This window comes from Kribbella polygonati (genome assembly GCF_050320105.1).
Taxonomy (GTDB): Bacteria; Actinomycetota; Actinomycetes; order Propionibacteriales; family Kribbellaceae; genus Kribbella.
This window is the reverse complement of sequence record NZ_CP190129.1, coordinates 4,108,992-4,133,290: the sequence shown is the minus strand read 5'-3', so window position 1 is coordinate 4,133,290 and position 24,299 is coordinate 4,108,992. Positions and strand designations below refer to the sequence as shown.

Annotated in this window: 19 protein-coding genes; 8 read left to right on the top strand and 11 right to left on the bottom strand. The window is 71.0% G+C overall.

Features of this window, described 5'->3' with window-relative positions:
* The first annotated feature begins 85 nt into the window (after window positions 1-85).
* Both ACQHIV_RS19620 and ACQHIV_RS19615 read left to right on the top strand, forming a co-directional pair.
* The gene (locus tag ACQHIV_RS19620; RefSeq protein WP_427896141.1) at window positions 86-1,426 is read left to right on the top strand and encodes a hypothetical protein; all 1,341 of its coding nucleotides are present in this window, start codon (window positions 86-88) and stop codon (window positions 1,424-1,426) included.
* Entirely contained in the window at window positions 1,330-4,395 is a 3,066-nt protein-coding gene (locus ACQHIV_RS19615; protein ID WP_427896527.1) for a S8 family serine peptidase, read from the top strand. The genes ACQHIV_RS19620 and ACQHIV_RS19615 overlap by 97 nt, the downstream gene beginning before the upstream one ends.
* 38 nt (window positions 4,396-4,433) lie before the next feature.
* Here the strand turns inward: ACQHIV_RS19615 and ACQHIV_RS19610 are convergent, their stop codons facing one another.
* The 3 genes from ACQHIV_RS19610 to ACQHIV_RS19600 are packed head-to-tail and all read right to left on the bottom strand — an operon-like array spanning window position 4,434 to window position 7,255.
* Window positions 4,434-5,423 (bottom strand): helix-turn-helix domain-containing protein, encoded by a 990-nt coding sequence (locus ACQHIV_RS19610; RefSeq protein WP_427896140.1) that lies wholly within the window; start codon window positions 5,421-5,423, stop codon window positions 4,434-4,436.
* Between the two features lie 33 nt (window positions 5,424-5,456).
* The gene (locus ACQHIV_RS19605) at window positions 5,457-6,089 is read right to left on the bottom strand and encodes a response regulator (RefSeq protein WP_427896139.1); all 633 of its coding nucleotides are present in this window, start codon (window positions 6,087-6,089) and stop codon (window positions 5,457-5,459) included.
* Window positions 6,086-7,255 (bottom strand): sensor histidine kinase, encoded by a 1,170-nt coding sequence (locus ACQHIV_RS19600; protein WP_427896138.1) that lies wholly within the window; start codon window positions 7,253-7,255, stop codon window positions 6,086-6,088. The genes ACQHIV_RS19605 and ACQHIV_RS19600 overlap by 4 nt, the downstream gene beginning before the upstream one ends.
* 112 nt (window positions 7,256-7,367) lie before the next feature.
* On the opposite strand from ACQHIV_RS19600, the gene ACQHIV_RS19595 reads away from it, so the two are divergent.
* The gene (locus ACQHIV_RS19595; RefSeq protein ID WP_427896137.1) at window positions 7,368-8,420 is read left to right on the top strand and encodes an ABC transporter permease; all 1,053 of its coding nucleotides are present in this window, start codon (window positions 7,368-7,370) and stop codon (window positions 8,418-8,420) included.
* Window positions 8,417-9,097 (top strand): ABC transporter ATP-binding protein, encoded by a 681-nt coding sequence (locus ACQHIV_RS19590; protein WP_427896136.1) that lies wholly within the window; start codon window positions 8,417-8,419, stop codon window positions 9,095-9,097. Before ACQHIV_RS19595 ends, ACQHIV_RS19590 begins: the two co-directional genes overlap by 4 nt.
* 6 nt (window positions 9,098-9,103) lie before the next feature.
* On the opposite strand, the gene ACQHIV_RS19585 is transcribed toward ACQHIV_RS19590, so the two are convergent.
* The 6 genes from ACQHIV_RS19585 to ACQHIV_RS19560 all read right to left on the bottom strand — a co-directional run bounded on the left by ACQHIV_RS19585 (window position 9,104) and on the right by ACQHIV_RS19560 (window position 14,670).
* Window positions 9,104-10,228, bottom strand: coding sequence for a PrsW family intramembrane metalloprotease (locus ACQHIV_RS19585; RefSeq protein ID WP_427896135.1), 1,125 nt, complete (start codon window positions 10,226-10,228; stop codon window positions 9,104-9,106).
* Window positions 10,225-10,851: a hypothetical protein gene (locus tag ACQHIV_RS19580; protein WP_427896134.1), complete on the bottom strand. Its 627-nt coding sequence runs from the start codon at window positions 10,849-10,851 to the stop codon at window positions 10,225-10,227. The genes ACQHIV_RS19585 and ACQHIV_RS19580 overlap by 4 nt, the downstream gene beginning before the upstream one ends.
* A gap of 39 nt (window positions 10,852-10,890) precedes the next feature.
* On the bottom strand, window positions 10,891-11,661 hold the full coding sequence (locus ACQHIV_RS19575) for a 6-phosphogluconolactonase (RefSeq protein ID WP_427896133.1): 771 nt from the start codon (window positions 11,659-11,661) through the stop codon (window positions 10,891-10,893).
* 54 nt (window positions 11,662-11,715) lie between these two features.
* Window positions 11,716-12,738 (bottom strand): DegT/DnrJ/EryC1/StrS family aminotransferase, encoded by a 1,023-nt coding sequence (locus ACQHIV_RS19570; protein ID WP_427896132.1) that lies wholly within the window; start codon window positions 12,736-12,738, stop codon window positions 11,716-11,718.
* 88 nt (window positions 12,739-12,826) lie between these two features.
* A complete protein-coding gene (locus ACQHIV_RS19565; RefSeq protein WP_427896131.1) occupies window positions 12,827-13,762 on the bottom strand; it encodes a carbohydrate ABC transporter permease in 936 nt (311 codons plus the stop codon).
* A complete protein-coding gene (locus tag ACQHIV_RS19560; RefSeq protein WP_427896130.1) occupies window positions 13,759-14,670 on the bottom strand; it encodes an ABC transporter permease in 912 nt (303 codons plus the stop codon). Before ACQHIV_RS19560 ends, ACQHIV_RS19565 begins: the two co-directional genes overlap by 4 nt.
* Before the next feature lie 103 nt (window positions 14,671-14,773).
* On the opposite strand from ACQHIV_RS19560, the gene ACQHIV_RS19555 reads away from it, so the two are divergent.
* The 4 genes from ACQHIV_RS19555 (at window position 14,774) to ACQHIV_RS19540 (ending at window position 21,498) form a co-directional block, all read left to right on the top strand.
* Window positions 14,774-15,538, top strand: a complete 765-nt coding sequence (locus tag ACQHIV_RS19555; RefSeq protein WP_427896129.1) for an IclR family transcriptional regulator — start codon at window positions 14,774-14,776, stop codon at window positions 15,536-15,538.
* A gap of 24 nt (window positions 15,539-15,562) precedes the next feature.
* Complete coding sequence (locus ACQHIV_RS19550) at window positions 15,563-18,529, top strand: hypothetical protein (RefSeq protein WP_427896128.1); 2,967 nt, start codon at window positions 15,563-15,565, stop codon at window positions 18,527-18,529.
* Between the two features lie 90 nt (window positions 18,530-18,619).
* Window positions 18,620-20,236 (top strand): extracellular solute-binding protein, encoded by a 1,617-nt coding sequence (locus ACQHIV_RS19545; protein ID WP_427896127.1) that lies wholly within the window; start codon window positions 18,620-18,622, stop codon window positions 20,234-20,236.
* Between the two features lie 14 nt (window positions 20,237-20,250).
* Window positions 20,251-21,498 carry a hypothetical protein gene (locus tag ACQHIV_RS19540; protein ID WP_427896126.1) on the top strand — a complete coding sequence of 416 codons (1,248 nt, stop codon included), beginning with the start codon at window positions 20,251-20,253 and terminating at the stop codon, window positions 21,496-21,498.
* On the opposite strand, the gene ACQHIV_RS19535 is transcribed toward ACQHIV_RS19540, so the two are convergent.
* On the bottom strand, window positions 21,444-23,267 hold the full coding sequence (locus ACQHIV_RS19535) for a hypothetical protein (RefSeq protein WP_427896125.1): 1,824 nt from the start codon (window positions 23,265-23,267) through the stop codon (window positions 21,444-21,446). The two genes, ACQHIV_RS19540 and ACQHIV_RS19535, sit on opposite strands and share 55 nt — an antisense overlap.
* Window positions 23,267-24,274 carry an alpha/beta hydrolase family protein gene (locus ACQHIV_RS19530; RefSeq protein WP_427896124.1) on the bottom strand — a complete coding sequence of 336 codons (1,008 nt, stop codon included), beginning with the start codon at window positions 24,272-24,274 and terminating at the stop codon, window positions 23,267-23,269. Before ACQHIV_RS19530 ends, ACQHIV_RS19535 begins: the two co-directional genes overlap by 1 nt.
* Between the last annotated feature and the right edge of the window lie 25 nt (window positions 24,275-24,299).

Here is a 24,299-nt window from a genome sequence, read left to right as displayed (position 1 = left end):
CACGGCGTACATCCGCCCCGTGCAGGCGTTGATCGGGCCGTCGCCGGGCTGCGAGGTTGTGCTCTCCGCCACTGATAGGAGCACGATGAAACGACGTACCAGCGGCATCGCTGCCGCGTCCGCGGTGGTGATCGCGGCCGCGTTGCTGGCGCCGGCCGGCGCCGCCGCGGCGAGCAGCACCGCGGATCCGAACGGGCCTGCCGCGGCCGGGCGATCGGCACTCGGCCTGACCTCCGGTACGCCGGACCCGCTCTACCGGCCGCGCCAGGCCGACGGGTTCCAGCCGACCGGCGACACCGTGCCGAAGCCGGCCGCGGAGAAGCTCGGCGCCGCCGACACCAAGCTGCTGCAGCAGGCGCAGTCCGCGAAGAAGAAGACCGTCACCGTGCTGATGCTCGCGCACAACGGCGCGACCGACGACGTGGTCGCCGCGGTCAAGAAGGCCGGCGGCACCGTCGGGTCGGTGTCCGGCAAGGTCGGCTACGTCCGGGCGATCGTGCCGACCGGCAGCGTCACCACGCTCGCCGCACTGCCCGCGGTCGGAGCGATCGACCTCAACCGCACGTACGCCGTACCCGTCCCCGACGTGAGCACCGCCGGGACCCGCTCGGAGACGGCCGCCGGTCCGCAGGCGCCGGGCGCGGCGACCCCGGTGGACAACCCGTACCTGCCGATCGACGAGACCGGCGCCTCCGCCTTCGTCGCCGGGAACCCGGCGTGGGACGGCCGCGGCGTCCGGGTCGGCGTACTGGACACCGGCGTCGACGTGGAGCACCCGGCGCTGCGGAAGACCAGCGACGGCAAGCCGAAGATCGTCGACTGGGTCACCGAGACCGACCCGGTCACCGACGGTGACGGCAGCTGGGTCCGGATGACCATGACCAAGACCGGGCCGACGTTCACCTCCGGCGGCAAGACCTGGACCGCCCCCGAGGGAACGTTCCAGTTCGGCCTGTTCTACGAGGGTTCCACCGCCGGCAGCGACTTCGCCGGCGACCTCAACCACGATGGTGACACCAACGATTCGTACGGCGTCCTGTACGACCCGGCCACGCACCGGATCTGGGTGGACGGGAACAACGACCAGAACTTCCTCGACGACGGGCGATGGCGCCGTACGCGGTGCGGCAGCAGGTCGGGCACTTCGGCGCCGACGACCCGAAGACCCCGCAGAACGAGCGGATCCCGTTCGTCGTCGAGTACCGCGACAACGTCGACCTCTCCCCGCTCGGCCCGAGCTACGCGGGCAAGACCGCGAACTACGTCTCGATCGGCCTCCCGGTCGCGGCCCACGCCACCCACGTGGCCGGCATCATCGCCGGTACGTCGATGTTCGGCGGGCAGATGCACGGCGCCGCGCCGGGCGCCCAGATCGTCTCCGCCCGCGCCTGCGTGTGGAGCGGCGGCTGCACCCAGGCCGCGCTGACCGAAGGCATGATCGACCTGGTCGTGAACCGGCACGTCGACGTCGTCAACCTGTCGATCGGCGGCCTCCCGGCGCTGAACGACGGCTCGGACGTGATCGCGGCGCTGTACGACACGCTGATCGACACGTACGGCGTACAGATCGTGGTCGCGGCCGGGAACGACGGGCTGGGCACCAACACGGTCAGCTCGCCGTCGGTCGCGAGCAAGGCGCTGTCGGTCGCGGCCTCGGTCAGCTCGGCCACCTGGTGGGCGAACTACGGCTCGAAGGTCGCCACCCCGCTGGGCATCTTCGGGTTCTCGTCCCGCGGCCCGGCCGAGAACGGCGCGCTCGCCCCGCAGATCGCGGCGCCGGGCGCGGCCATCTCGTCGATCCCGACGTGGCTGCCTGGTGAGGCGGTCGCGGAGGCCGGCTACTCGCTGCCCGCGGGCTACGGGATGGCCAACGGCACGTCGATGGCGACCCCGCAGGTCACCGGCTCCGCGGCGCTGCTGCTGTCCGCGGCGAAGGCTCGCTCGCTGACGGTCTCCCCGGCCGCCTTGCGTACGGCGTTCACCGGCACCGCGCGGCCGATCGCCGACGTACCGACGACCGCGCAGGGCGCCGGTGTCATCGACACCGTCGCGGCCTGGAAGCAGCTCGATGCGGGCGTCCACGTCAACAACCTGACCGTGTCCGCGCCGGTCTGCAGCTCGTTGTCCGGTCTGCTCGCCCAGCCCAACACGGGTCCTGGTGTCTACAACCGTTGTGGCCAGGCGACCGGCACGCAGCAGACGTACAAGGTGAACGTCACCCGGACCAGCGGGGCAGCCGGCAACGTCGTCCACCGGATCGGCTGGATCGGCAACGACGGCACGTTCAGCGCCCGGGCGGCGCTGCCGTTGCAGGTCGGCAAGCCGGCCGAGATCACGGTCACGGCGTACCCGCAGACGTCCGGCGTGCACAGCGCGATCATGACCGTCGACGACCCGGACACGGTCGGCATCGACCAGTTCATCCCGGTCACGGTGCTGTCCACGAAGAAGCTGACGGCGCCGGACTTCGCCGTCACCAGTGCGGGCAACCTCCCGAAGACGGGCAGCACGTCGCTGCTGGTCGATGTACCGGAAGGTGTCGAGGCGCTGCAGCTCACCCTGAACGGCGTCGCGAACGGCAGCCAGGTCCGCATGCTGCCGATCGACCCGGACGGTCTGCCGGCCGACTCGAACGCGAGCAACCACTGCTACACGAACTACACCGACCCGGCGGGCTGCAACGCGACCGCCCGCGCGGTCTACCGCCCGAAGTCCGGGGTGTGGGAGTTCGTCGTCGAGTCCCGCCGTACGTCGGCACTCGAGCAGAACCCCTACGTGGCAACGGTTTCGCTGCAGGGCATGAAGTTCGACCCGGGCACCGTCACGCTCGGCAAGGTGACGATGAACGCGCCGACGTCGGTACAGAGCACCGCGACGAACGCGTTCGGCCCGGCGACCGCCACGGTCGGTGCGGGCGAGATCGGGTACGTGCGTGACCTCTACGCGCCGGTGTCCCAGGGCGCGACGACGATGAACCAGATCGACGTACCTCGGCAGGCGACCCGACTGGACCTGACGCTGACGCCGCGGGACCCGGCAGCCGACCTCGACTTCTACCTGTTCCTCGGCAGCAGCATGGTCGGTTCGGGTACGACGACCGGGGGTGCGCCGGAGCGGATCGTGCTCGACGACCCGCGGCCGGGTTCGTACTTCGTGGTCGTGGCCGGGGCGAACGTGCCAAGCGGTGAGGTCACCTTCGACTACCACGAGGAGATGTACTCGAAGGGTCTCGGCACCATCACCTCGGCGACCGGGAACAGCTATCCGGTGGCGAGCGGCAAGACCATGCCGGTCGACGCCACGATGACCGTCGCCGCGCGGCAGCTCAGCAGTGCGCCGATGGTCGGCCGGGTCCGGGTCGCGAACCAGTACGGGACCACGATCGGCGCGGTGAACGTGAAGCTGCCGGTGGTCGACGTACCGAAGCTGGACGTCGTGAAGTGGGACAAGCCGTTCGTCGGCGCGGCGATCAACGAGAGCGGCGTGGTGGCGGGCGACCGGCAGTACAACGCGCGGATGACGCCGACGATCTGGACCGCGCAGACCGGGTTCACCAACCTGGCCCTGGGGACGAACCGGGAAGGCTCGGTCCTCGGCCTGAACGACGCGCAGACCGCGGCCGGGATCGTGATCGGCTCGACCGGCCACCTGATGCCGGCGGAGTGGGCCGAGGACGGTTCGCTGACCGAGCTCGGCGTGCCCGGTTGGCGTGCGTACACCGGTGGCTACGCGACCGCGATCAACAACTCCGGGGCTGTGACCGGGTTCGCGGAGCTGACGGTCAAGGAGGCCGACGGCTGGCACAACTACAGCGACCCGTTCGTGCACGCGGACGGGACGTTCACCAAGCTCGAGCACCTGTCGAGCGACCCGTCGGGGACCCAGCCGCGCGCGATCAACGACGCCGGCACCGTCGCCGGCAACGCACTGACGGCGGACCACGTGATGCACGCGGTCACCTGGGACGCCGGCACCGGCGCCGTCCGCGACCTCGACACGTTGCCGGGGCAGCGTTCGGCGCAGGCGATGGACGTGAACGCGACCGGCACCGTGGTCGGGATCAGCGGCGACGACGCCTTCGTGTGGACGAAGGACAGCGGCATGCGGCGGCTCGCGGACTACGGGTTCAACGCGACCGCGACCGGGGTCACTGACGACGGCTGGATCCTCGGGACGGTCGAGCTCGCCCCGGACTTCGAGGTGTCCGCGCTGTGGGATCCGTCCGGGCGGCTGTGGGACCTGTCCGGGATGATCCCGGGCAGCCAATGGTTCCAGCCGACGTACAGCTTCGGGATCAACAACAAGCACCAGCTGATGCTGTACGGCGAGGGCGGCCCGGACAACGCGCCGTCCAGCTCGGTACTGCTGAGCATCCCGGCTGGTCTGGGTAAGTAGTAGGTGCCGGGCCGTCGCTCCGCGGCGGCCCGGCGTCCTTACAGCCAGCCCCGGTCCCGCGCGTGCCAGCCCAGCAGGACGCGCGAATCGGTGCCGGCCAGGTCCATCAGCCGACGCACCCGGCGCTGCACGGTCCGCAGCCCGATCCCCAGCCGGGCGGCGACGGCCGCGTCGGTGTATCCGGCCAGCAGCAACGTGAGTACCTCGCGGTCCGCCGGGTCGTTGAGGTCCGTCGGCGACGCCAGGTACGGATCGACCCGCCGGCCCGGGGCCTCGCGCAACTGCATCGCCGTACGCCACAGGCTCTCGAACGTGAAGATCAGGCAGTCCAGCAGGCCGCCGCTGCGCACCAGGGCGTTCTCCGGTTCCGCGGCTCCGCCGCGGCTGAGCTGGACGATCGCGATCGTGTCGTCGACGATCAGGAACTTCGCCGGCAGCGACTGCACCATCCGGATCTCCTGACCGCGGTCGAGCGACGTCAGCAGGTCCTTCTCGGCGGCCGGTTCGTCGAGCACGGTCCGCTCGATGATCACCCGCTCGCGCAGGCCACGGCCCGCCACCTCGCGCTCCGTCTCGGTTTCCGACAGCCCGTTGACCGAGAACGGCGGCTTGGCGAACAGCCGGTACTGCTCCCGGCCGGACAGCAGCAACCGACTGAGCAGGCCGCCGAGTTCGCGCTCGCCGCGGACGATCTCGATCCCGTCCGAGACATGCGTCTGACGGGCCTTCTGGTACTCCTCGGCCAGGGTGTCGAGCGCCGTACGAGCGTCCCGCACGTCCTGCTCACGCCGCGCGACGACCGCCCCGAGCGCAAGCGACGGCGACACCGCGGACAGCCGCCCCTCCGCCACATCGACCAGCCCCGCGGGCACCAGCGCGTCGAGCGCCGCGGTCACCGCGCCGACGCCGATCCCGAGCCGTACGCCGACCTCGGCCGCGGTCGACGTACCGCCGGAGATCAGGTCCCGGTAGACCCGCTCGGCGGCCGGGTCGATGCCGAGGCCGGCCAGCGAACCGGAAGGGGACATGCGGTGACTATACGGCCGCCTTCAGCGCGGCGCTCACGGAATGATCCCGCGGCGGCGGGCCTCCGCGACGGCGGCGGTACGGCTGTCGACGGCGAGCTTGGCGAAGACCTGGACGAGGTGCGACTTGACGGTCGCCTCGGTGATGAACGAGGCGCGGGCAATGGCCTGGTTGGACCGGCCGGCCGCGACCATGCCGAGGATCTCGATCTCGCGGGCGGTCAGGGCCCGTTCCGGTGCGCGGACCCGGGAGACCAGGCGGTTCGCGATGGCCGGGGTCAGGACGGTCTCGCCCGCGGCGGCCAGCCGGACCGCGGTCAGGAGTTCGTCCGGGTCGGTGTCCTTCAGCAGGTAGCCGGTGGCGCCGGCCGAGATCGCGGGCAGGATGTCGGCGTCGCTGTCGTACGTGGTCAGGATCAGCACCCGCGGCGGCCGCGGCAGTTCCAGCAGCCGCCGGGTGGCTTCGGCGCCGTTCATCCCCGGGCCGAGGTTGAGGTCCATCAGGACCAGGTCGGGGCCGAGCTCGGCAGCCTGCGCGACGGCGTCGGCGCCGGTGGCCGATTCACCGGCGACCTCGATCCCGGGATCGGCGGCCAGCGCCGCGCGCAGGCCGCGCCGGACGATCGGGTGGTCGTCGACGATCAGCACCCGCAGCGGCTCGGTACTCACGGTTCCTCCTCGATCGGGATCCGGGCGCTGAGTGCGGTGCCCTGCCCGGCACCGGACTCGATCACCAGCGTGCCACCGACGGCCTCCAGCCGGCGGCGCATGGTGCTTAGCCCGAGGCCCGTACCGGTGCTGCCGGACCGCGGCCGCCCGGGGTCGAAGCCCCGCCCGTCGTCGACGACGTCCAGGCTGACCGCGCCGGGATGGAACGTCAGCGTGAGCTCCGCGTGCCCGGCGCCGGCGTGCGCACGGACGTTGGCGACCGCCTCCTGCCCGGCGCGGAGCAGCGCGACGGCGGCGGGTGTGGCGAGCGGGTACGGCGTACCGTCGACGGTCAGGTGGGCGTCCAGGCCGAGCCGCCGGGCGTCCTCGACCAGCTGGCCGAGCGCATCCGTGAGCGGCCGTCCGGCCAGTGCGGCGGGTGTCAGCGCACGGATCGTCCGGCGGCTGTCCTCCAGCGCCACCTGGGCCGACTCGATCGCGGCGTCCAGCTGTTCGCGGGCCGCGGGCGGCGCGTCGGGCCAGCGGCCGGCCGCGGACTTCAGCAGCAGCACGATCGCCGACACGCTCTGCGTGGTGGTGTCGTGGATCTCGCCGGCCAGCCGTTCCCGCTCCGCGAGTACGCCGGCCTCGCGCTGCGCGGCGGCGAGCTGGTCCTGCGCCGCGGTGAGCTCGGCGAGCAACTGGCGCTGGTTCCGGTAGACGGTCATGATCACGACCGCGACCGCCGCGCCGATCACCGGGCCGAGCACACTCGGCGCGGTCAGCTTCCCGGCGGGGACGGCGACGGCCGCGATCGCCACCACGGTGAGTACGGCGACCACCGGCGGCCCGACCCGCGGCGGCAGCAACTGCATCGCGAGCAGGAACAACGCGAACGCCAGCCAGACGAAGTCGACCGACAGGACGGCGAGCACGATCCACCCCGCGGTGAGGCCGGCGAACCAGCCGCCGGCGACGCCCCGGGCCGGCGCCCGGCGGGCCAGGACGATGCCCAGCAGGTACCAGACCGCGACCGCGGCCACCACGGCCAGTACGGCGACCGTGTGCCCGCCGGACCGCGCCGTACGGACGGCACCGACCACCAGCAGGACGGCGAACAGGACATGTTCGGCCTGCCGGAGCAACGACAGCGTGACGGCCGCGGGCCGCGGCGGGGGACGATCCATGACACCTCCGACGGTACCGGGCCGGCGGCCGCCGGACCCCCAACTTTCGATGGGTTCCAGGTCCCATCGGTCGCGCGATGTGCGCGGGCGTCCGGGCGAGCACGCTGGAGACATGTTCATCGCAGTTCGTGACCTTCGATTCGCCCGCGGGCGGTTCGTGCTGCTCGGGTCGATCATCGCGCTGATGACCGCCATGGTGGTCCTGCTGACCGGGCTGACCGCCGGGCTCGGCGCGGCCAGTGTGTCCGCGGTGGCGGCGCTGCCGGTCGACGCCGTCAGCTTCCAGCGCCCGGCCGCCGGGCAGCAGATTTCCTTTGCCACCAGCAACCTTCCGGCGGACACCGCCGGTGCGGTCGCGGCCCGGCCCGGTGTCGGCGCCGCGTACCCGCTCGGCGCCGCGACCACTCGGCTGCAGACCGGCGACCGTTCGACCGCGGTCACGGTGCTCGGTACCGATCCCGCGCTCTACCCGGCGCTCCGGCAGGGCCGCGCGCCGGCCGGAGCCGAGGTCGCGCTGGGCAGCGAGCTGGCCAGGTCCCAGTCGTACGCCGTCGGCGACACCGTGCTGCTCGGCGGTCAACGGGTCACCGTGGCGGCGATCGTGGACAGCACCTCGTTCAACCACCTGCCGGTCGTGTACACCCCGATCGGCAGCTGGCAGCGGATCGCCCGGACCGACACGATCTCCGCGGTCGCGTCCACCGGCAAGCTGCCGGGCGACGGCGCCGGGTGGACGTCGGTCAGCCGCGACCAGGCGTTCGCCGCGGTCGGTGGGTACGCCTCCGAGCAGGGCTCGCTGCAGTTGATGCGCGGTCTGCTGCTGGTGGTCTCCGCGCTCGTCGTCGGTGCGTTCTTCACGGTGTGGACCATGCAGCGCGGACCTGACCTCGCCGTCGTCCGGGCGATCGGTGGCAGCCGCGGCTACCTGCTGCGCGACGCGTTGGCGCAGGCCGGGACCGTCCTGCTCGCCGGTGCCGCCGTGGGCGCGGCCGTCGCCGCGGGCGTCGGCGCCCCGGCCGCTCGCGTCATGCCGTTCGTCCTGGACGGCCGCACGATCGGGATACCGCTGCTGGCCGTGATCGTCACCGGCGCCCTGGGCGCCGCCTTCTCCGTCCGCCGGGTCAGCACCGCCGACCCACTGACCGCTCTGGGAGCAGCACGATGACTCTGACCCTCACCGATGTCCGGCTGACCTACCCGGACGGCGACCGCCGGCTGGTCGCCCTCGACGCCGTCGACCTGCGGGTCGCGCCGGGCGAGTTCGTCGCCGTGACCGGTCCGTCCGGTTCCGGGAAGTCCAGTCTGCTCGCGGTGGCCGGAGCGTTGACCACACCGGAGCACGGGACTGTCGTCCTCGAGTCGACCGACGTCACCGCGCTCGACCAGCAAGGTCGCGACCGGCTCCGGCGGGAGCGGATCGGCTTCGTGTTCCAGCAGGCCAACCTGCTCGCCTCGCTGACGGCCGTCGACCAACTGCTGCTCGTCGCACATGTCGCCGGAACATCACGACGTACGGCGGAAGCCCGTGCGTACGAACTGCTTGACCGGGTCGGGCTCGGCCACAAGGCCCGCAAGCGGCCGCAGCAGCTCTCCGGCGGCGAACGTCAACGCGTCGGGGTCGCCCGCGCGCTGATGGGCGACCCCGCTCTGCTGCTGGTGGACGAACCGACCTCGGCCCTGGACCACGACCGCGGCGAGGCCGTCGTCCGCCTGCTGCGCGACATCACGCACGAGCAGCAGGTCGCCACGGTCATGGTCACCCACGACCTGCAACACCTCCACCTCGTCGACCGGACCGTGACGATGGACGACGGCCGCCTCACCACACCGGTCCCGGCCTGAGCGTGCCTACCCCTGGACGCGGAGCAGCTCGGAGCGTGCGTGGTCGACGCCGGGGGAGGTGCCGCCGCCGGCACGGGCGATCTCCTGTGCGAGGTCGTTCGCGGCCTCGATCCGGTGGCGCGCCTTCGACCTGCTGTGCAGCTGTTTCCGGTACTTCTTGCGGTCCTTCCGCAGGCCGGCCACCGCGTCGAGCAGGGCCTCGTCCAGTACGCCGGACTCCACCTCGGGTGCGAGCAGGTCCCGCATCCAGGTCCGCTCCTGCGCCGCGGCGTGCCGCAGTACGTAGAAGAGCGCCGTCAACTCGACCGCCGCGATCAGGAACGGCAGGACGACCGCGAACGACGAGCCGCCGCTGAGCCCGCCCATGTCGTCCCACGCGAAGTGGAAGACCATCGCCATCAGCATCGTCAGTACGCCGCGCAGCACCCGGCGGTCACCACTGCGCCCGAGCACCCACAGCAGCCCGGCGCCGAAGATCGCGCTGAACATCGCGTGCGAGACGATCCCGGCCGCGCCGCGGACCACGAAGATCCGCAACGACGAGCTGAACTGGTCGACGCCGTACACCTGGGTGGCTCCGTTGTACACGTACAGCAGGTCCTCGAAGACCTGGAACCCCAGCCCGACGAACGCGCCGATGATGAACCCGTCGTACGCGCTCCGCACCAGCCGCGGCGCGAGCCCGATCAGCAGCACCAGCCCGAGCGCCTTCGCGAACTCCTCGTTGATCGGCGCGGTCAGGCCGGCCGCCCAGTTCGTCGCGAACGACGTACCGCCGAGCTTGGTCCAGATCTCCAGCAGCGCACTGTTGGCCGGCAGCGCGATCCAGAACGTCGCCGCGACACCGCCCCAGACGAAGCCCGTCGCGAGCAGGGCCGGGGGTTGCGCGGTGAACCGGTTCTGCCGCTGCAGCAGGATCAGCCACGGTACGAGGTACAGCCCGAACAGGATCACGCCGCCGGTCAGCGCCGCCTGGTAGAACTCGGCGCCGGTCGCGAAGTACCGCCACATCGTCAACGCGCCGCTGCCGACCCCGAACAGGTAGACCCAGAACGCGACGTTCTGCGGCTGCAGGAACCGGTACGGCTGGCCCCACCCGGACTCCTCGATCGCCTCCTGCTGCGGGGTCACTGCGGCGCCCCCGGCTTGATGCTGCGGAGCAACGCGTCCACCTGATCCCGGTACCGCTCGAACTGCCCGGCCGCGGTCCGCACCTGCACCAGCAGCGCCGGCGCCGCGGCGACCTGCTCCGGCGTACCGACGGCCATCTTGAACGCGACGTCGACCGCGTCCCCGCTCGGCCCGGTGCTGCTCTGGACGACCCCGACGAGGCCGCCCCCGGTCGTCAGCGATCCACGGGCGCCCTGGACGGTGGCCGAGTCGCCCTCGGACCGCCGTACCTGATCGAGAAACGCGCCGGCGTCCCCGTCGTACGTCGTCCCGTCGAGCTCGATCGTCGCACCACCGGACGCCAGCACCACCTGCAGACTCGTAGCGGCCGCCCCCGCACCACCGACCAACGTCCCACGCTCGAGCTGCCACCCGACTGGCGGCACCGCGGTCGCCCCGTCCCCGAGATCAAGCACCTGCCCGGCCTGGATCTCGTTGTGCCAAGGGATCGCCGAGTTCAACGCCTGAAACCCGTAGATCAACACCAACGCCACCGCCAACGCGGTGAATCCAGCCACGAACGTCCGCCGATCCAACCCAAGCACCCGATGCTCGACCGGTACCCATCCCTGAGGTGTCGCCATCCCAACCTCCTTGACCAGCAGCTGGGCGTGACGACAATCCTAACCGAGCGTAACCAGCGATGCCGAGCTCTCGTCGAGGAACAGCCGGGCGTGCGCGTGCCGCTGCAGGATCGACGCCGGGCAGGTGTTGTCGACCGGCCCGCCGAGCGCGCGGGCGACCGCTGCCGCCTTGCGCCGCTCGGGGACGACGACCTGTACGACGCTCGCGGACAGCAGCCCGGGGATGGTGACGGAGATGGCCGTCGGCGGTACGGCGCCGACGTCGGGGAAGTGGCCTTCGCCGACCTGCTGCCCGCGGGACTCCGGGGTGAGCTCGATGACCCGCGTCCAGCGTTCGTCGGCGAAGTCCGCGACGCCGGGCTCGTTGAACGCGAGGTGGCCGTTCTCGCCGATCCCCATGCACGTCAGGTCGAGCGGCGCGGACCGGAGCAGCTCCTCGTACCGGCGGCACTCACGCTCCGGGTCGTCCTGGTCCGGCCGGATGTACTCGACGTGTGCCGGCTGGAACGGTACGGCGAGCTGCTCGCGGATCCAGCGCCGGAAGGAGGCCGGGTGCTGGTCGTCGATGCCGATGTACTCGTCCATGTGGAAGACCGTGACGCGGTCCCACGGGATGTCGACGTCGGCGAGTGCGCGCACGAACGCCAGCTGCGAGTTGCCGGTCGCCATCACGACCCGGGCCGCGCCGCGCGCCCGGACGGCCGCGTTGACGGTCGCGGCGGTGAAGCCGGCCGCGGCCCGGCCGGCTTCGGCCTCGCTCGGGTGCACTTCGACGGAGAGCTCGTCGACGGCGAAGCTGGAATCGGACATGTTCAAGGGTTCCTCCGGCGAGTGCAAGAATTATGCGAGCGCTTGCAGTGACTGTCAGGCGATGGCGCGGTGGGCCGTGCGGATGGCGCGGGCGAGGTCGGCCGGGTCCGGGCCCCAGTGCAGGAGGACCAGCGTGCGGGCCACCCGGTCCTCGGCGACCGGGCACCAGCCCGGGCCGTACCGCACCTGCGGGGCCGCCCGGCGGAAGCAGTTGCCGGTGCCGGGGACGCGGTACAGCGGCTGCGTACCGACGTCGGCCGCCACTCCCGCCGCGGTCAGTGCGGCGGCGTAGTCGCCGTTGCCGGCACCGGCAACACGGGGGTCGATCAGCAACGGCAGCACCGGGAGCGCATGCCGCGCAAGATCCCGCGGGAAGGCAAGCCCAGCCAGGTCGGACAGCTCGTCCCGAAGCGGTTCGGCATCCGATCGCCGCACGGCCACCTGTGCCTCGAGAACCTCGACGCGCTGCCGCAGCACCTCGGCCTCACCGTCCGTCAGGCCGCGCCGTACGCCGAGCGTCGGGGGCGGGAATCCGGCGTCGCGGAGGTGACGGAGACGGGTGGCGGTGGAGTGGTCGTTGGTGACGACAACGCCGTACCCGTCGGCGGGGAACGTGAAGAAAGCAAGGTCTCCGGTGCTCCCGGCGGGCCGTCCGTCCGGCGTCTCGGCCAGGAACGCGTCGGTGCAGTCCTCGACGACCCGGACAGCGTGGTCGGTGACCAGGTCCGCGACCTGGGCGCCGGCACCGTGTGCGTGGGGTACGAGGACCGCACGGGTCGCCGAGGTGCGGGCGGCCGCGACGGATACGGACGTGAGGCAACCGTCGGCCGCCGCGACGTCGGCGAACACCGGGAGTGCGCCGGCGTCGAGAATCCCCGCCAGCACGTCCCGGGCGGTCCCCGGCGCGACGACCACCTCGTCGCCGGCCCGCAGGTCGAGCGCCGCCACGGCAAGCCGTCGTGCGGCCCCCTCGGTCCGTGTCACGACCGCGAACCGGGTCCCGGTCCGCTCGGCCAGCATCTCCTCGGCATCGGCCGCCGTCCACAACTTGACTGCAATCTTTGCAAGCGCTTGCATAGTTCCCAGGCTGGGAGCTGGCCCCTGGTCGTGTCAACGACCAACGCCCCCGATGTCCGATCCCGGCCACCGGACGCGCGTCGGTCGGTCAGCCCTTGACGGCGCCGAGCATCAGGCCGGAGCTGAAGTGCCGGCGGATGAACGGGTAGAGCACGAGGATCGGGACCAGCGAGATCACCAGGATCGCCATCTGCAGCGACTGCTGGGTCGGCAGCAGCGCGGACGACGTACTCGAGATCTCGTTGCCGATCGGGTCGCCGGTCACGACGTACGTCCGCAGGATCAGCTGCAGCGGCCACTTCCTGGTGTCGTTGAGGTAGAGCAGCGCGGTGAAGAACGAGTTCCAGTAGCCGACCGCGTAGAACAGCCCGATCACGGCCAGGATCGCCTTCGACAGCGGCAGGACCACGCGGACCAGCGTGGCGAGTTCGCCGGCGCCGTCGATGTGGGCGGCGTCCAGGATCTCCTGCGGGATCTCCAGGAAGAACGCCCGCATCACGATCACGTTGAACCCGCTGACCAGCACCGGGAGGATCAGCGACCAGTACGAGTTCAGCAGGTGCAGCTGTTTCACCATCAGGTACGACGGGATGATGCCCGGCGTGAAGAACAGCGTGAACAGGATGACCAGCAGCAACGGCTTGCCCAGCACGGACTTCATCCGCGCCAGCGCGTAGGCGAGCGCCGTCGTGCAGGCGAGCGACAACGCCGTACCGACCGCGGTGACCCCGAGCGACACGAACAGCGCCCGGGTGACGACACCACCGGAGAGCAGTTGCCGGTACGCCGCGAACGTCGGATGCGTCGGCCACAGCACCAGGCCGCCCGCGTCGTTGACCTGGGCGTTGCCGGCGAAGCTGGTCGAGATGATGGCCAGGAACGGCCCGACCACGACCAGGCAGCACAGCGTGAGCAGCAGGCCCTTGAGGCCGCGGGAGACCGGGCCGGCCGGCCGCACGCCCTGGTGAAGCGTGCGGCCGGATCTCCGGGCCCCGGCCCAACGGGGGATGGCGGACGTCGTCACGATTGGTAGACCCCTCGTTCGCCGAACAGGTGGGCCACGCGGTTCGCGGCCAGGACAAGGACGAGCCCGAGCAGGCCTTTGACCAGGCCCACCGCGGCGGCCACGCCCCAGTTACCGGCGAGGATGCCGTTGTTGTAGACGTAGGTGTCGAGTACTTCGCTGGCTCGCGCGCCGACGGCCGACTGCTGCAGCACGATCTGCTCGAACCCGACGCTCAGTACGTCGCCGAGCCGCAGGATCAGCAGCAGGACGATCACAGGCCGGATGCCCGGCAGCGTGATGTGCCACAGCTGCCGCATCCGGGACGCGCCGTCGACCGCGGACGCCTCGTACAGGTGCAGGTCGATCCGGGACAGCGCGGCGAGGAACAGGATCGTGCCCCACCCGGCCTCCTTCCAGATGACCTGCGCGGTGAGCAGCTCCTTGAACAGCCCGACGTTGCCGATCAGATGCAGCCCAGTGCCGCCGTTGGCCTGCAGCCAGGTGGAGGCCAGGCCGGCGTTGCCCAGCATCTGCTGGAAGACCGCGACGACGATCACCCAGGACAGGAAGTGCGGCAGGTAGAGGATGCTCTGCACCAGGTTCTTGAACCGCTCGGAGAGCAGGCTGTTCAGGACGAGCGCGATGCAGATCGGCGCCGGGAACGCGAAGAACACCTGCAGCGCGCTGATGACCAGCGTGTTCCACAATGCCTGCAGGAACGCCGGGTCGCCGTTGAACAGCACCGAGAAGTTCGACAGTCCGACCCAGTCGGACGCCGAGATCCCGAGGAAGGGCTGGTAGTCCTTGAACGCGATCACGTTGCCGAGCAGCGGCACGTAGTTGAACGCCAGGACCAGCAGGATGCCCGGCGCGGCGAGCAGCAGGAGGACTCGTTCGTTCCGTAGCCGCGTTCGCCACATCTGCATGCTGCGTCCCTTCGACGAACTCAACCTTGGATATTGAGACAACACCCTGATAGCGTCGCAGTATGTGAGACTGCGTCGAGCGGTGTCAAGGAAGGGTGTGGTGATGGCTACAGGTTCGGGTGCGGAGCGGTACGGCAGTTCGACGGTCGACAAGGCGGTCGACATCCTGACCGTGATCGCCGCGTCGCCGGCCGGGCTGACCAACCAGGAGGTCAGCGCCGAGCTCGGGTTCGACAAGTCCACCGTGCACCGGTTGCTGCTCACGCTGGAGCGCCGCGGCCTGCTCGCGCGGACCGGCGTACCGGCGCGGTTCGTGGTCGGCGACCATGCGCAGTTCCTGGCCTGGGGGCCGACGCCCGACCTGCGGGTCGTGCTCGCGCCCGTCCTCGAGGAGTTGGTCGAGCTCACTGGTGAGAGCGCGAGCTACTCGATCCGGCAGGGCGACCGGTTCACCTGCGTGGCGCACCGGCTGAGCCTGCACGACCTGAGCTACTCGCCGCTGACCGGGCAGAGCTATCCGCTCAGCTCCGGCGCGGCAGGCCTGGCGATCCTGGCCAACCTGGCGCCGCCGGTCCGCGACGAGATCGTTGCCCGCGGCACGCTTCCGGCGGTGGACGGAGTGCCCGACCTGGCCGCCGAGCTCGACCTGATCGGCCGCCGCGGGTACGCGACCAGCGGCGGGCGTGGTGGTTGCTCGATCGCGTATCCGGTGCTGGGCCGGCACGGAACCGTGGTCGGTGCGCTCGCGGTCTCTGCCGCCGAAGTGCGGACGACGCTGACCGAGCTCGCCGCGCAGGCGCCGAGCCTCGCGGCGGCGGCGCACTGCCTGCCTGCCGATCTCGGCTGGGTTTCCTCCGAACCGATGTAGCAACCTCCGAAGGGTGGGGCCCCGATGTCGCACGCGGTTGCCATGATGATGCTCAACGGCCGGCTCGACGACGACGTCATCGTGCCCTACCTGGACGCACTGCCGGCTTCCGGGTACGGCGGGGTCTGTCTGCATCCGCGCGACGGGCTGGCGGTGCCGTACGGGTCGGACCAGTTCTGGCAGGGGATCGAGCGGATCGTCGGGCACGCCCGGGACCGTGGGCTGGACGTCTGGTTCTACGACGAGTTCTCGTTCCCGTCCGGCGCGGACGGTGGTCGGATCGTCGCGCGGTACGCCGGTGCGCGCGCCCGGCAGTTGTCCTTCCGGCGGATCGATCCCGCGCGGGTCGATGCCCTGGGCAACATCGAGCTCGGCGCCGACGACCTGCTGGCGCTGCTGCGGATCCGCGGCGACGACGTACAGGACGTGACCGGGCGCTGCGGGACGCACCGGAACCACTGGGTGGCGGCCGAGATGTTCGAGACCGACTACCTGTGCACGATCAACGTCCGCCAGGTCCCGCACGAGCGGGCGGTCAGCACGGCCACGGTGTTCGTGTACCAGCCGGAGACCCCGTTGCGCGCGGACGAGGAGCTGCTCGCGGTGTCCGTCGTACCGGTGCCGGCGCGGCACGGCGAGGCGGGGTTGCCGGACGTCTCGTTGCCGGAGGTTACGGACCGCTTCCTCGGCGAGGTCTATGCGCGGTACGGGCGGTACGCGCGGGATCTCGGGACGCGGGCGGTGCCGATCTTCCAGGACGAGGTCGCGTACCAGTGCGACCACCCGTGGAACGAGCTGATCGAGAACGAACTGCGCGACCTGTGGGGGCCGGACTGGCGGTGCCGGTTGCGAGGGCTGCACGAACCGGTGGGTCCGGGGTGGGAGGCGGACCGGTACGAGTACTGGCGGGTGTGCGCCGGGCTGCTCGAGCGGAACTGGTTCGGGCGGGTCGCGCGGTACTGCCGGGCGAACGGCCTGCGGACGACCGGGCATCTGCCGGGGGAGGAATCGTTCCTCGGGCACTGGCGGTTGCTCGGGGACGCGTTCCGGACACTGTCACATTTCGACCTGCCCGGGTACGACGTGATCAATCCGCCGACGGTGGACGACGTCCATCGCTCGCAGGCGAAGGGGATCAAGCTCGTCCAGTCGGCGCGCTGGCTGACCGGGCGCGGGCCGATGATCGCGGAGGTGTTCGGCGCGACCGGGTTCCAGCACGACGCGCAGCAGGCGCGGACGATCCTCGCCTGGCTCGGGCTGCACGACATCCTGCAGCCGATCGACCACAGCACCTGGACCAGCGCCGCGTCGCTGCGGAAGTACGACGCCCCGCCGGTGAACACCCGGTTCAACCCGCTGGACGTGGGCCGGGCCGACCTGTTCGAGTGGCACGACTGGTTCCGCGGGCTGATGCGCGAGTACAGCTTCGATCCCGAGGTCTTGGTGCTGCTGCCGCAGGAGTCGTTCGCGCGGTACCGGCTGGCGGAACGCGAACGCTGGGCGGGGGAGGTGTCGCTGCTGGAGACGTTCTTCCACTACCTGGAGGCGGCCAGCGTCGACGTCGTGATGATCCCAAGTGAGCAGCTGGCCGACCTCGAGGCCGGGCCGCAGGGCCTCACCCTCGCGGGCCACACGTTCTCCCGGCTCGTGGTCCCGCCGGTCGCCTCACTCCACGAATCGACGTACGCCGAGCTGGAACGGCTCGCGCCCACCGGGACGGTCCTCTGGACGATCCCCAGCAACGCGAACGAGACCCAGGTGTTCGGAGCCGGCACCGTCGTCCGCGCGCTCCCACTCAAGGGTGTTCCGTGCACCGAGGACGACCTGCTCCGCGACCGGGCCGACTGGTTCCACACCCGCCTGCCCTTCCGAACCGAACTGGCCGACACCAACCGCACGCTGATCAAGTCGGTTCGCCGAGCCCCCGACGGCTCCCGCCTCCTGATCCTCGTCAACCCCCACGAAGAACCGCTTCCTGTCCACTTCGCCGAGCACCCGGGCCGTCTCCTCCCACAACCCCGCACCGGCGAACTCTCCGTGGTACCCACCGACAACACCTGGCAGCTGTCCCTCCCACCCCGAGCAGTGGCAGCAATCGCGCTTCAGCCCACCCATCAGCCCACCAGTCCCCTCATGCACAGCGCGCCGGCCGGTCCCGCGACCTACCGGGTGCTGGGCGAGAACTGTCTGCGGATCGAGCGTGGCACGGTCGAGCTCAGCGGTTACGGCAGCCGGGACTTCGAGCCGGGGCCCGTGTCGTTGCTTTGGGCAATTGATGCGGACTATCGCGACGAAGGGGTGCTGAATCTGCCGCCGCACAGCGCGGCGCCGATGGATGCGCGGCTGGCGGCGGAGTTCATGGTCGCGGTGGGGGAGCAGCTGGACGGGCTGCGGGTGGTGCTCGACCAGGAGTCGGCGCCGTACGGGGCTCGGGTCAGTTGGGACGGTGCCGGCCTCGCGCCGCGGCGGGAGGCGGTGTTCGATCCGGACAACACGACGTACGTGCTTCCCGTGGAAGGGCTCGCACCGGGCACGCATGTGTTGCGGGTGGATGCGGAAGTACGGCGTGGGGACGACGGGTTGCTGGAGGCGCCGATTCTGGTCGGGAGCTTCCGCGTCGACGACGGGCGGCTGGGGCGACTGCCGGACGGTCCGCTGGCCTGGGAGGCCGGTACGTCGTGGCCGGATCTCGGGATGCCGCACGGGTTCGGGCCGGTCGAGTACACGTTCCGCTTCGACGTACCGGTCGCGGGAACGGGACGGATCGTCCTGCCGGAATGCGTCGGAGTGGCCGAGGTGGCGCTCGACGGGGTCCCGGTCGGGCGGCGCGGCTGGGAGCCGCGGGACCTCGAGGTGGACCACCTGAGTGCCGGCGAGCACGACGTACGAGTGGTCCTGCACGGCTCCTGGAACAACGTGTTCAGCCGGCTCAACACCGTCACCAACGGCCTGCTCGGGCCGGTCGAGCTGGTCATTTCGGCGGCACCGTAACGCCGTATCCCATCCGTTGACAGGCCGTTCCGCGTTCTCACATACTGAGTCACCGCCCGCTCGCAGTTTCAAATAATGAGGTGGAATGCGATGGATCAGTACAGCCCCAGCCGCCGCGCGGTACTTCTCGGCGGACTCGCGCTGACCGCCGGCCTGGCCGGCTGCTCGAACGCGAAGTCGACCAGCGGCGGGCTCGACTCCGCGAAGGCGAACCCACCGGCGTTCGTGCCGTTCAGCGGCAGCAAGCCGGACCTGCCGGGCGATCTCGGCAAGGGCATCCAGCCCGGCTTCTTCCACTACCCGGCGACGCCGCCGGCCACCGTCACGGGAGCGGTCGGCACCGGCGCGGCGCTGTCGCTGCTGGTCTCCGGCCCGCCGGTCGGCTCGCAGAAGAGCAGTAACCAGTGGTGGCAGCTGCTGGACAAGAAGCTCGGCGTGGACCTCCAGATCACCCAGGTCGACTCGCTCTCGTACGCGTCGAAGTTCACCGTCGACGTTGCCGGTGGCAATTACGAGGACATGATGCAGATCCTGTCCGCGCCGAACGAGCCGAAGCTGCTGGAGTCGAAGTTCGCCGACCTCGGCGACCACCTCGGCGGCGACAACATCAAGAAGTACCCGAACCTCGCCGCGCTCCCGCCGCAGGCCTGGACCGCGGGCACCGTGAACGGGCACCTGTTCGGCATCTCGCAGCCGCGGTCGATCGCCGGCCAGGTGATGAACACCCGGCAGGACATCCTCGACAAGCTCGGCCTCGGCAAGCCGGAGCTGACCAGCGGCGCGGACTTCCTGGCGCTCTGCAAGGAGGTCACCAAGCCCGCCGAGCACCGCTGGGCGATGGGCACCCAGCCGGTGCTGCTGACGCTGCGCACGGTCCTCGAGATGATGGGTGCCCCCAAGGGCTGGCAGGTCAAGGACGGCAAGTTCACCCGCGACATCGAGCTGGACGTGTACCTCGAAGCGCTCGACGAGCTGCGCAAATGGTGGCAGGCCGGCATCTTCCACCCGGACTCGTTCACCGCGTCCGGCTCCTACCAGACCTGGTGGTACGGCGGCACCACGGTGATCTACATGCAGTCGTTCGCCGGCTGGGCCGTTGCCGCGAACAACAACCCGACGCTGAAGTTCGGCGTGCTGAAGCTGCCTAAGTGGGGCGGCGGCGGTACGGCGGTGAAGCACCTGGAGGCCGGCAACTACCTGTTCACCGCGATCAAGAAGGCGCCGAAGGAACGCGTCGAGGAGATCCTCCGGGTCTGGAACTACCTGGCCGCGCCGTTCGGCAGCCAGGAGTACCTGGACGTGAACTACGGCGTCGCCGGGCACGACTACAAGCTGACCGGATCCGACCCGGTGCTGACCGCCGACGGGACCAAGGAGTCCCTCGCGGGCCTCAGCTACCTCGGGTCCACCCGCAGTACGGCGATCTACGTGCCGAACCAGGAGGACCTGGTGCGGGCAGCACACGAGTTCCAGGCCGCGGTGGTGCCGACCGGGATCAGCGACCCGACCGACGTGCTGTACTCGCCGACCCAGCTCGGCAAGGGCGCGGCCGCCGAGGAGCAGCTGATCGACACCAAGAACGACATCGTCCAGGGCCGCAAGCCGGTGTCCGCGTTCAAGGACGCGGTGCAGACCTGGCGGAGCGCCGTCGGCGACACGATCCGGCACGAGTACGAGCAGGCCTACTCCTCCAACGGCGGCCGGTAGGACGGGACGGAACCGTGACCGGGAGCGTCGGGCTGATCGGACCGCGGGACGTCGTCGCGCAGGTCGCCGCTGTCGCGGCCGGTGAGTTCCCGGCGCTCGACCTGCACCCGTCGCCGTACGCACACGAAGGCCAGGCGGTCGACCTGATCCGGCACGCGCCGGACCGGATCGACGCCTGGCTGTTCACCGGCCCGGTCCCGTTCGACCTGGCCCGGCGGGCCGGCGTACTGCGGCGGCCCGCCACGTTCGTCGACTACACGGGCGCGACGCTGTACCAGGCGCTCCGCGACGACGCCCGGCGGCACTGGGACGTGGCCAGCGTCGACACGTTGCGGCGTACCGAGGTACTGAAGGCGTTCCGCGCCGCCGGGCTGCCGACCGAGCGGGTGCGGGTGTGCGAGTACGGCGCCGGGCGGGACGTCACGGACCTGGCCGCGTTCCACCGCAGCGTGGCCCGTTCGGGCGGCAGCGCGCTCGCGATCACCTGCCGGCGTTCGGTGTACGACGCCGTCGGCCCGTCACTGCCGATGCTGCGGCTGGCGCCCAGCGCCGGCGCGGTCCGGAGCGCGCTGACCGCGACGTCCCTGGTGTGCGACCGGGACGTCGGTGCCGACGCACAGGTGGTCGTCGGACTGGTCGACGTACCGGCCGGCCAGGAGTTGGCCGCCGAGGTCCGGCGGCTCGCGGGCGTGACCGCACCACTGTCGCCCACGCTGTCGGTACTCCTCACGACGCGGGCGGTGCTCGCGGAGGAGACCGGGTCGTTCCGGCGGCTGGTGATGCTGGATCGGCTGAGTCAGGGGCGTCCGCGGGTCCATGCCGGGTTCGGCGTCGGCCGGACGGTGGCCGCCGCCGAGGCGCTGGCCCGACGGGCGTTGGTACGGGCCACCGCCGCAGGCCCGTACGCGGCGGTGGTCTCGTTCGGCGTCGGTGCCGACCTGCTGCTGACGGGGCGATCCGCGGACGCCTCGGACGCGGGCGGCGCCGTCAGCGTCGCGGTGGCCGAGCGGCGGTCCGGGATCGAGCAGACCAAGCTGCGCAGGATCCTGGCGGCGGCCGAGGCGGACCGGGTCACGGCGGCGGACGTGGCCCGGTCACTCGCGATCGAGGACCGCTCGGCGCGCCGGCTGCTGGAGCGGCTGGTGCAGGCCGGAGTGGCCGAGGCGACCACGACCCGCGCCGGATCCGTCGGCCGGCCGCCGAAGAGCTACCGGCTCAGGATCGCCTCCAGGACGATCAGCTCCGTGGGCGTCAGCGCGTAGACGTCGGTGCCCTGGACAACGATCCGGTAGGCGTCCGGCTCGGTGTGCAGTACGTCCAGGCAGGTGGCCGTTGCCAGGTCCCACAGCTCGACCCGGCCGTCGACGAGCGCGACGTACCGGCCTGGTTCCTCCGTGGCGCGCAGGTTCGCCCGGCTGAACGGCAGATCGAGGAACTGCGACGGCACGGCCGGTGCCTCCAGGTCCAGTGCGAACCAGCGGTCGTCGGACAGCACGCACAGGGCGTGGCTGTCGTCGAGGAGCCCGTGGACGTCGACCCGGTCGGAGCCGGCGGGCATCGCGACCAGGTCGTGCAACGTCAGGTCGTCCGGGTCCAGCCGCCCGAGGTAGCAGGTCGAGGCCGTCGGCACCGTCGACGTCATGTCCGCGTGCCGCGCCGTACCGACGAGGATCCCGTCCGGTGCCCACAGCATGCTCTGGATCGACTGCTCGGGCAGGGGATTGTCGCGGTAGTACGTCGTACCGGTCGCGAGGTCGTACCGGGTCAGGATGCAGCCGAGGACGCCGTACTGCCGGCTGCACGAGTAGATCAGCGCATCGCCGCGCACCGCCCCGGCCACCGGACGCATCGCGCCGGGTGGAGCAGCGACGACGCGCGGATTCTTCGGGTACCCGGTCGGGAGGGACGGGTCGTAGCAGGTGAGCTGGCCGCCGGCGTACGCCGCGAGGTACGCGCGCCCGTCGACCAGCCAGCTCAGGCAGATCTGCCCGCCACCCGGCGCCGCTCGTCCCTCGTCGCGGCCGGCCCCGGTACGCAGGTCGGCGGTCCAGAAACGCTGGCTGATGAACGGCGTACCGAGGACGGTGTGGTCGTCCAGGCGCAGGACACAGTCGACGCGGCCGGTCGACCCGGTCGGCAGGTCGAGGTCCAGCTCCGGCGCGCCGGTGACGGCGTCGTGCCGGAGCAGCTGTCCGTACTTGGTGACGGCCAGCAGTTTGCGGTCCGGCGTGATCGCGAGGTTGAAGTGGTCGCTGTCGGGGATGCTGCACACCGCGCGGGTGGTCCGGGTCCGGCGGTCGAGCACGAGTACGTCGGCCGCGTCGTGGCAGCGAGCACCCCACACCAGGTCCCCGGCGGCGCCGAACCAGCGGACGTCGGCCAGCTCGCCCGGCAGGTCCTCCAGGCGGGCCGGCCAGCCGGCGCTCTGCAGCAGCCGCCACTGCCGGTCGATCCCGGGCGGCGCGGCCGGTCCAGATGTCAGCGTCGTACTCGCCGGGTCCCAGCTGAGCAACTCCGTCTCCGGGATCTCGATCGCGATGGTCATCGTGCCGTCCGGCCCCGGGAAGCTGCTGCGGAGGTAGTGCTGCGGTGAGATGTCCTCGAACAGTTTCGTCGTACGGCGGGACCGCGTGTCGAAGCTGACCGCGTCCGTGTGGGCGCCGGTGAAGGATGCCATCAGCAAGTGGTTTCCGGCGTATGCCATGCCCTGGAAGACCAGGCCCTCGGCGGCACCGGTCGGGTACGACTCCCAGTGACCGTCGGAGAGGCGGAGGTGGACGACCCGGCTGAGGTCGCCGCACAGCCACAGGCCGTCGTTGCCGTCAGCAACGGCGCTGTAGAAGCCCGCGTGCGGCAGCGGGAACCGGTAGATCCTGGACTGCCCGTCGGCGCGGACCAGTACGCCGGTGCTGCCGACGTTCGAGTTCCACGACGAGATCCAGTACCGGGCCACACCGTCGGCGTTCGGGCCGACCGGAAGCAGCGGGGTGTTGACGAACGGGTCGCGCGTCTGCGGGATCGGGATTCTCATCAGCGGGCCAAGTGATCGGTGAAGAACTGCTCGGACTGACCGGGTCGCCAGCCGTGACCGCCCGGATGCAGGTCGAGGAAGAGCGCGTCGGCGGCACCGGCGGCGGCGTAGATCGAGCGGACCTTGGCGTGGCAGGCCGTCGCCGACTCGATCCGGAAGCAGTCGTCGTTCAGCCCGATGTCGACCAGCAACGGCCGTGGTGCGAGCAACCCCTGCAGATCGGGTACGTCGACCAGCCCGAAGAGGCCGGGGGTCACCTGCAAGCCGCAGTAGTTGAGGTCGCGGTACCCGAAGTCGGCGAACAGGTCGCTGTAGCAGACGATCTCGACCGCGCGGAGCCGATCGTCGGCGAGCGCGCTCCACAGCGCGAGCGTGCCGCCGCCGGACAGGCCGATCACGCCGAGCCGGTGCGGGTCGACGTACGGCAAGGTCGCGACGAAGTCGGTGAGGACGCGTCCGTGGGCGAGGTTCATGCCGAGAGGTGTGCTGCCGAGCATGGTCGCGTGCAGGAAGTAGAGGTTGCACCAGTCCCGGCTGCCGGCCAGCGCGCGGTGGTTGGGTTTGGCGTTGTCGTCGAGGTCGCCGCGGCCCATCCAGTCGATGGCGAACGTGACGAAGCCCGACTGGGCCAGGTGCCAGCCGTAGGCGTTCCCGGGTTCACCGGGGCTCATGATCGTGTTCTTGCCGTCGCCGTCGTGGCCGGCCCAGCAGAGGATGCCGGGGCGGGGTCCGGTGGCGGCTGCCGGGCGGAGGACGCGCGCGTACGCCGAGAGTCCGTCCTCGACGTCGATCAGCCAGCGCTGCTCGACGATGCCGTCGTACTCGAGTTCGGCGATCAGCTCGGGGTTGGGGTCGACAGCGGCGGGGGAGGTGCCGAGGGTCGCCAGTACGGCGTCCTTGGCCGGTTGCTGCCAGTCGGCGAACTCGCCGGCGAAGGTCAGGCGGGGGCGGTTCTCCCGGGCGGTGCGGAGGAAGAGCTCGTAGGGGCTGGTGTTGCGGCGGGTCATCGGCGATCCCTTCCCGGGGACGGGT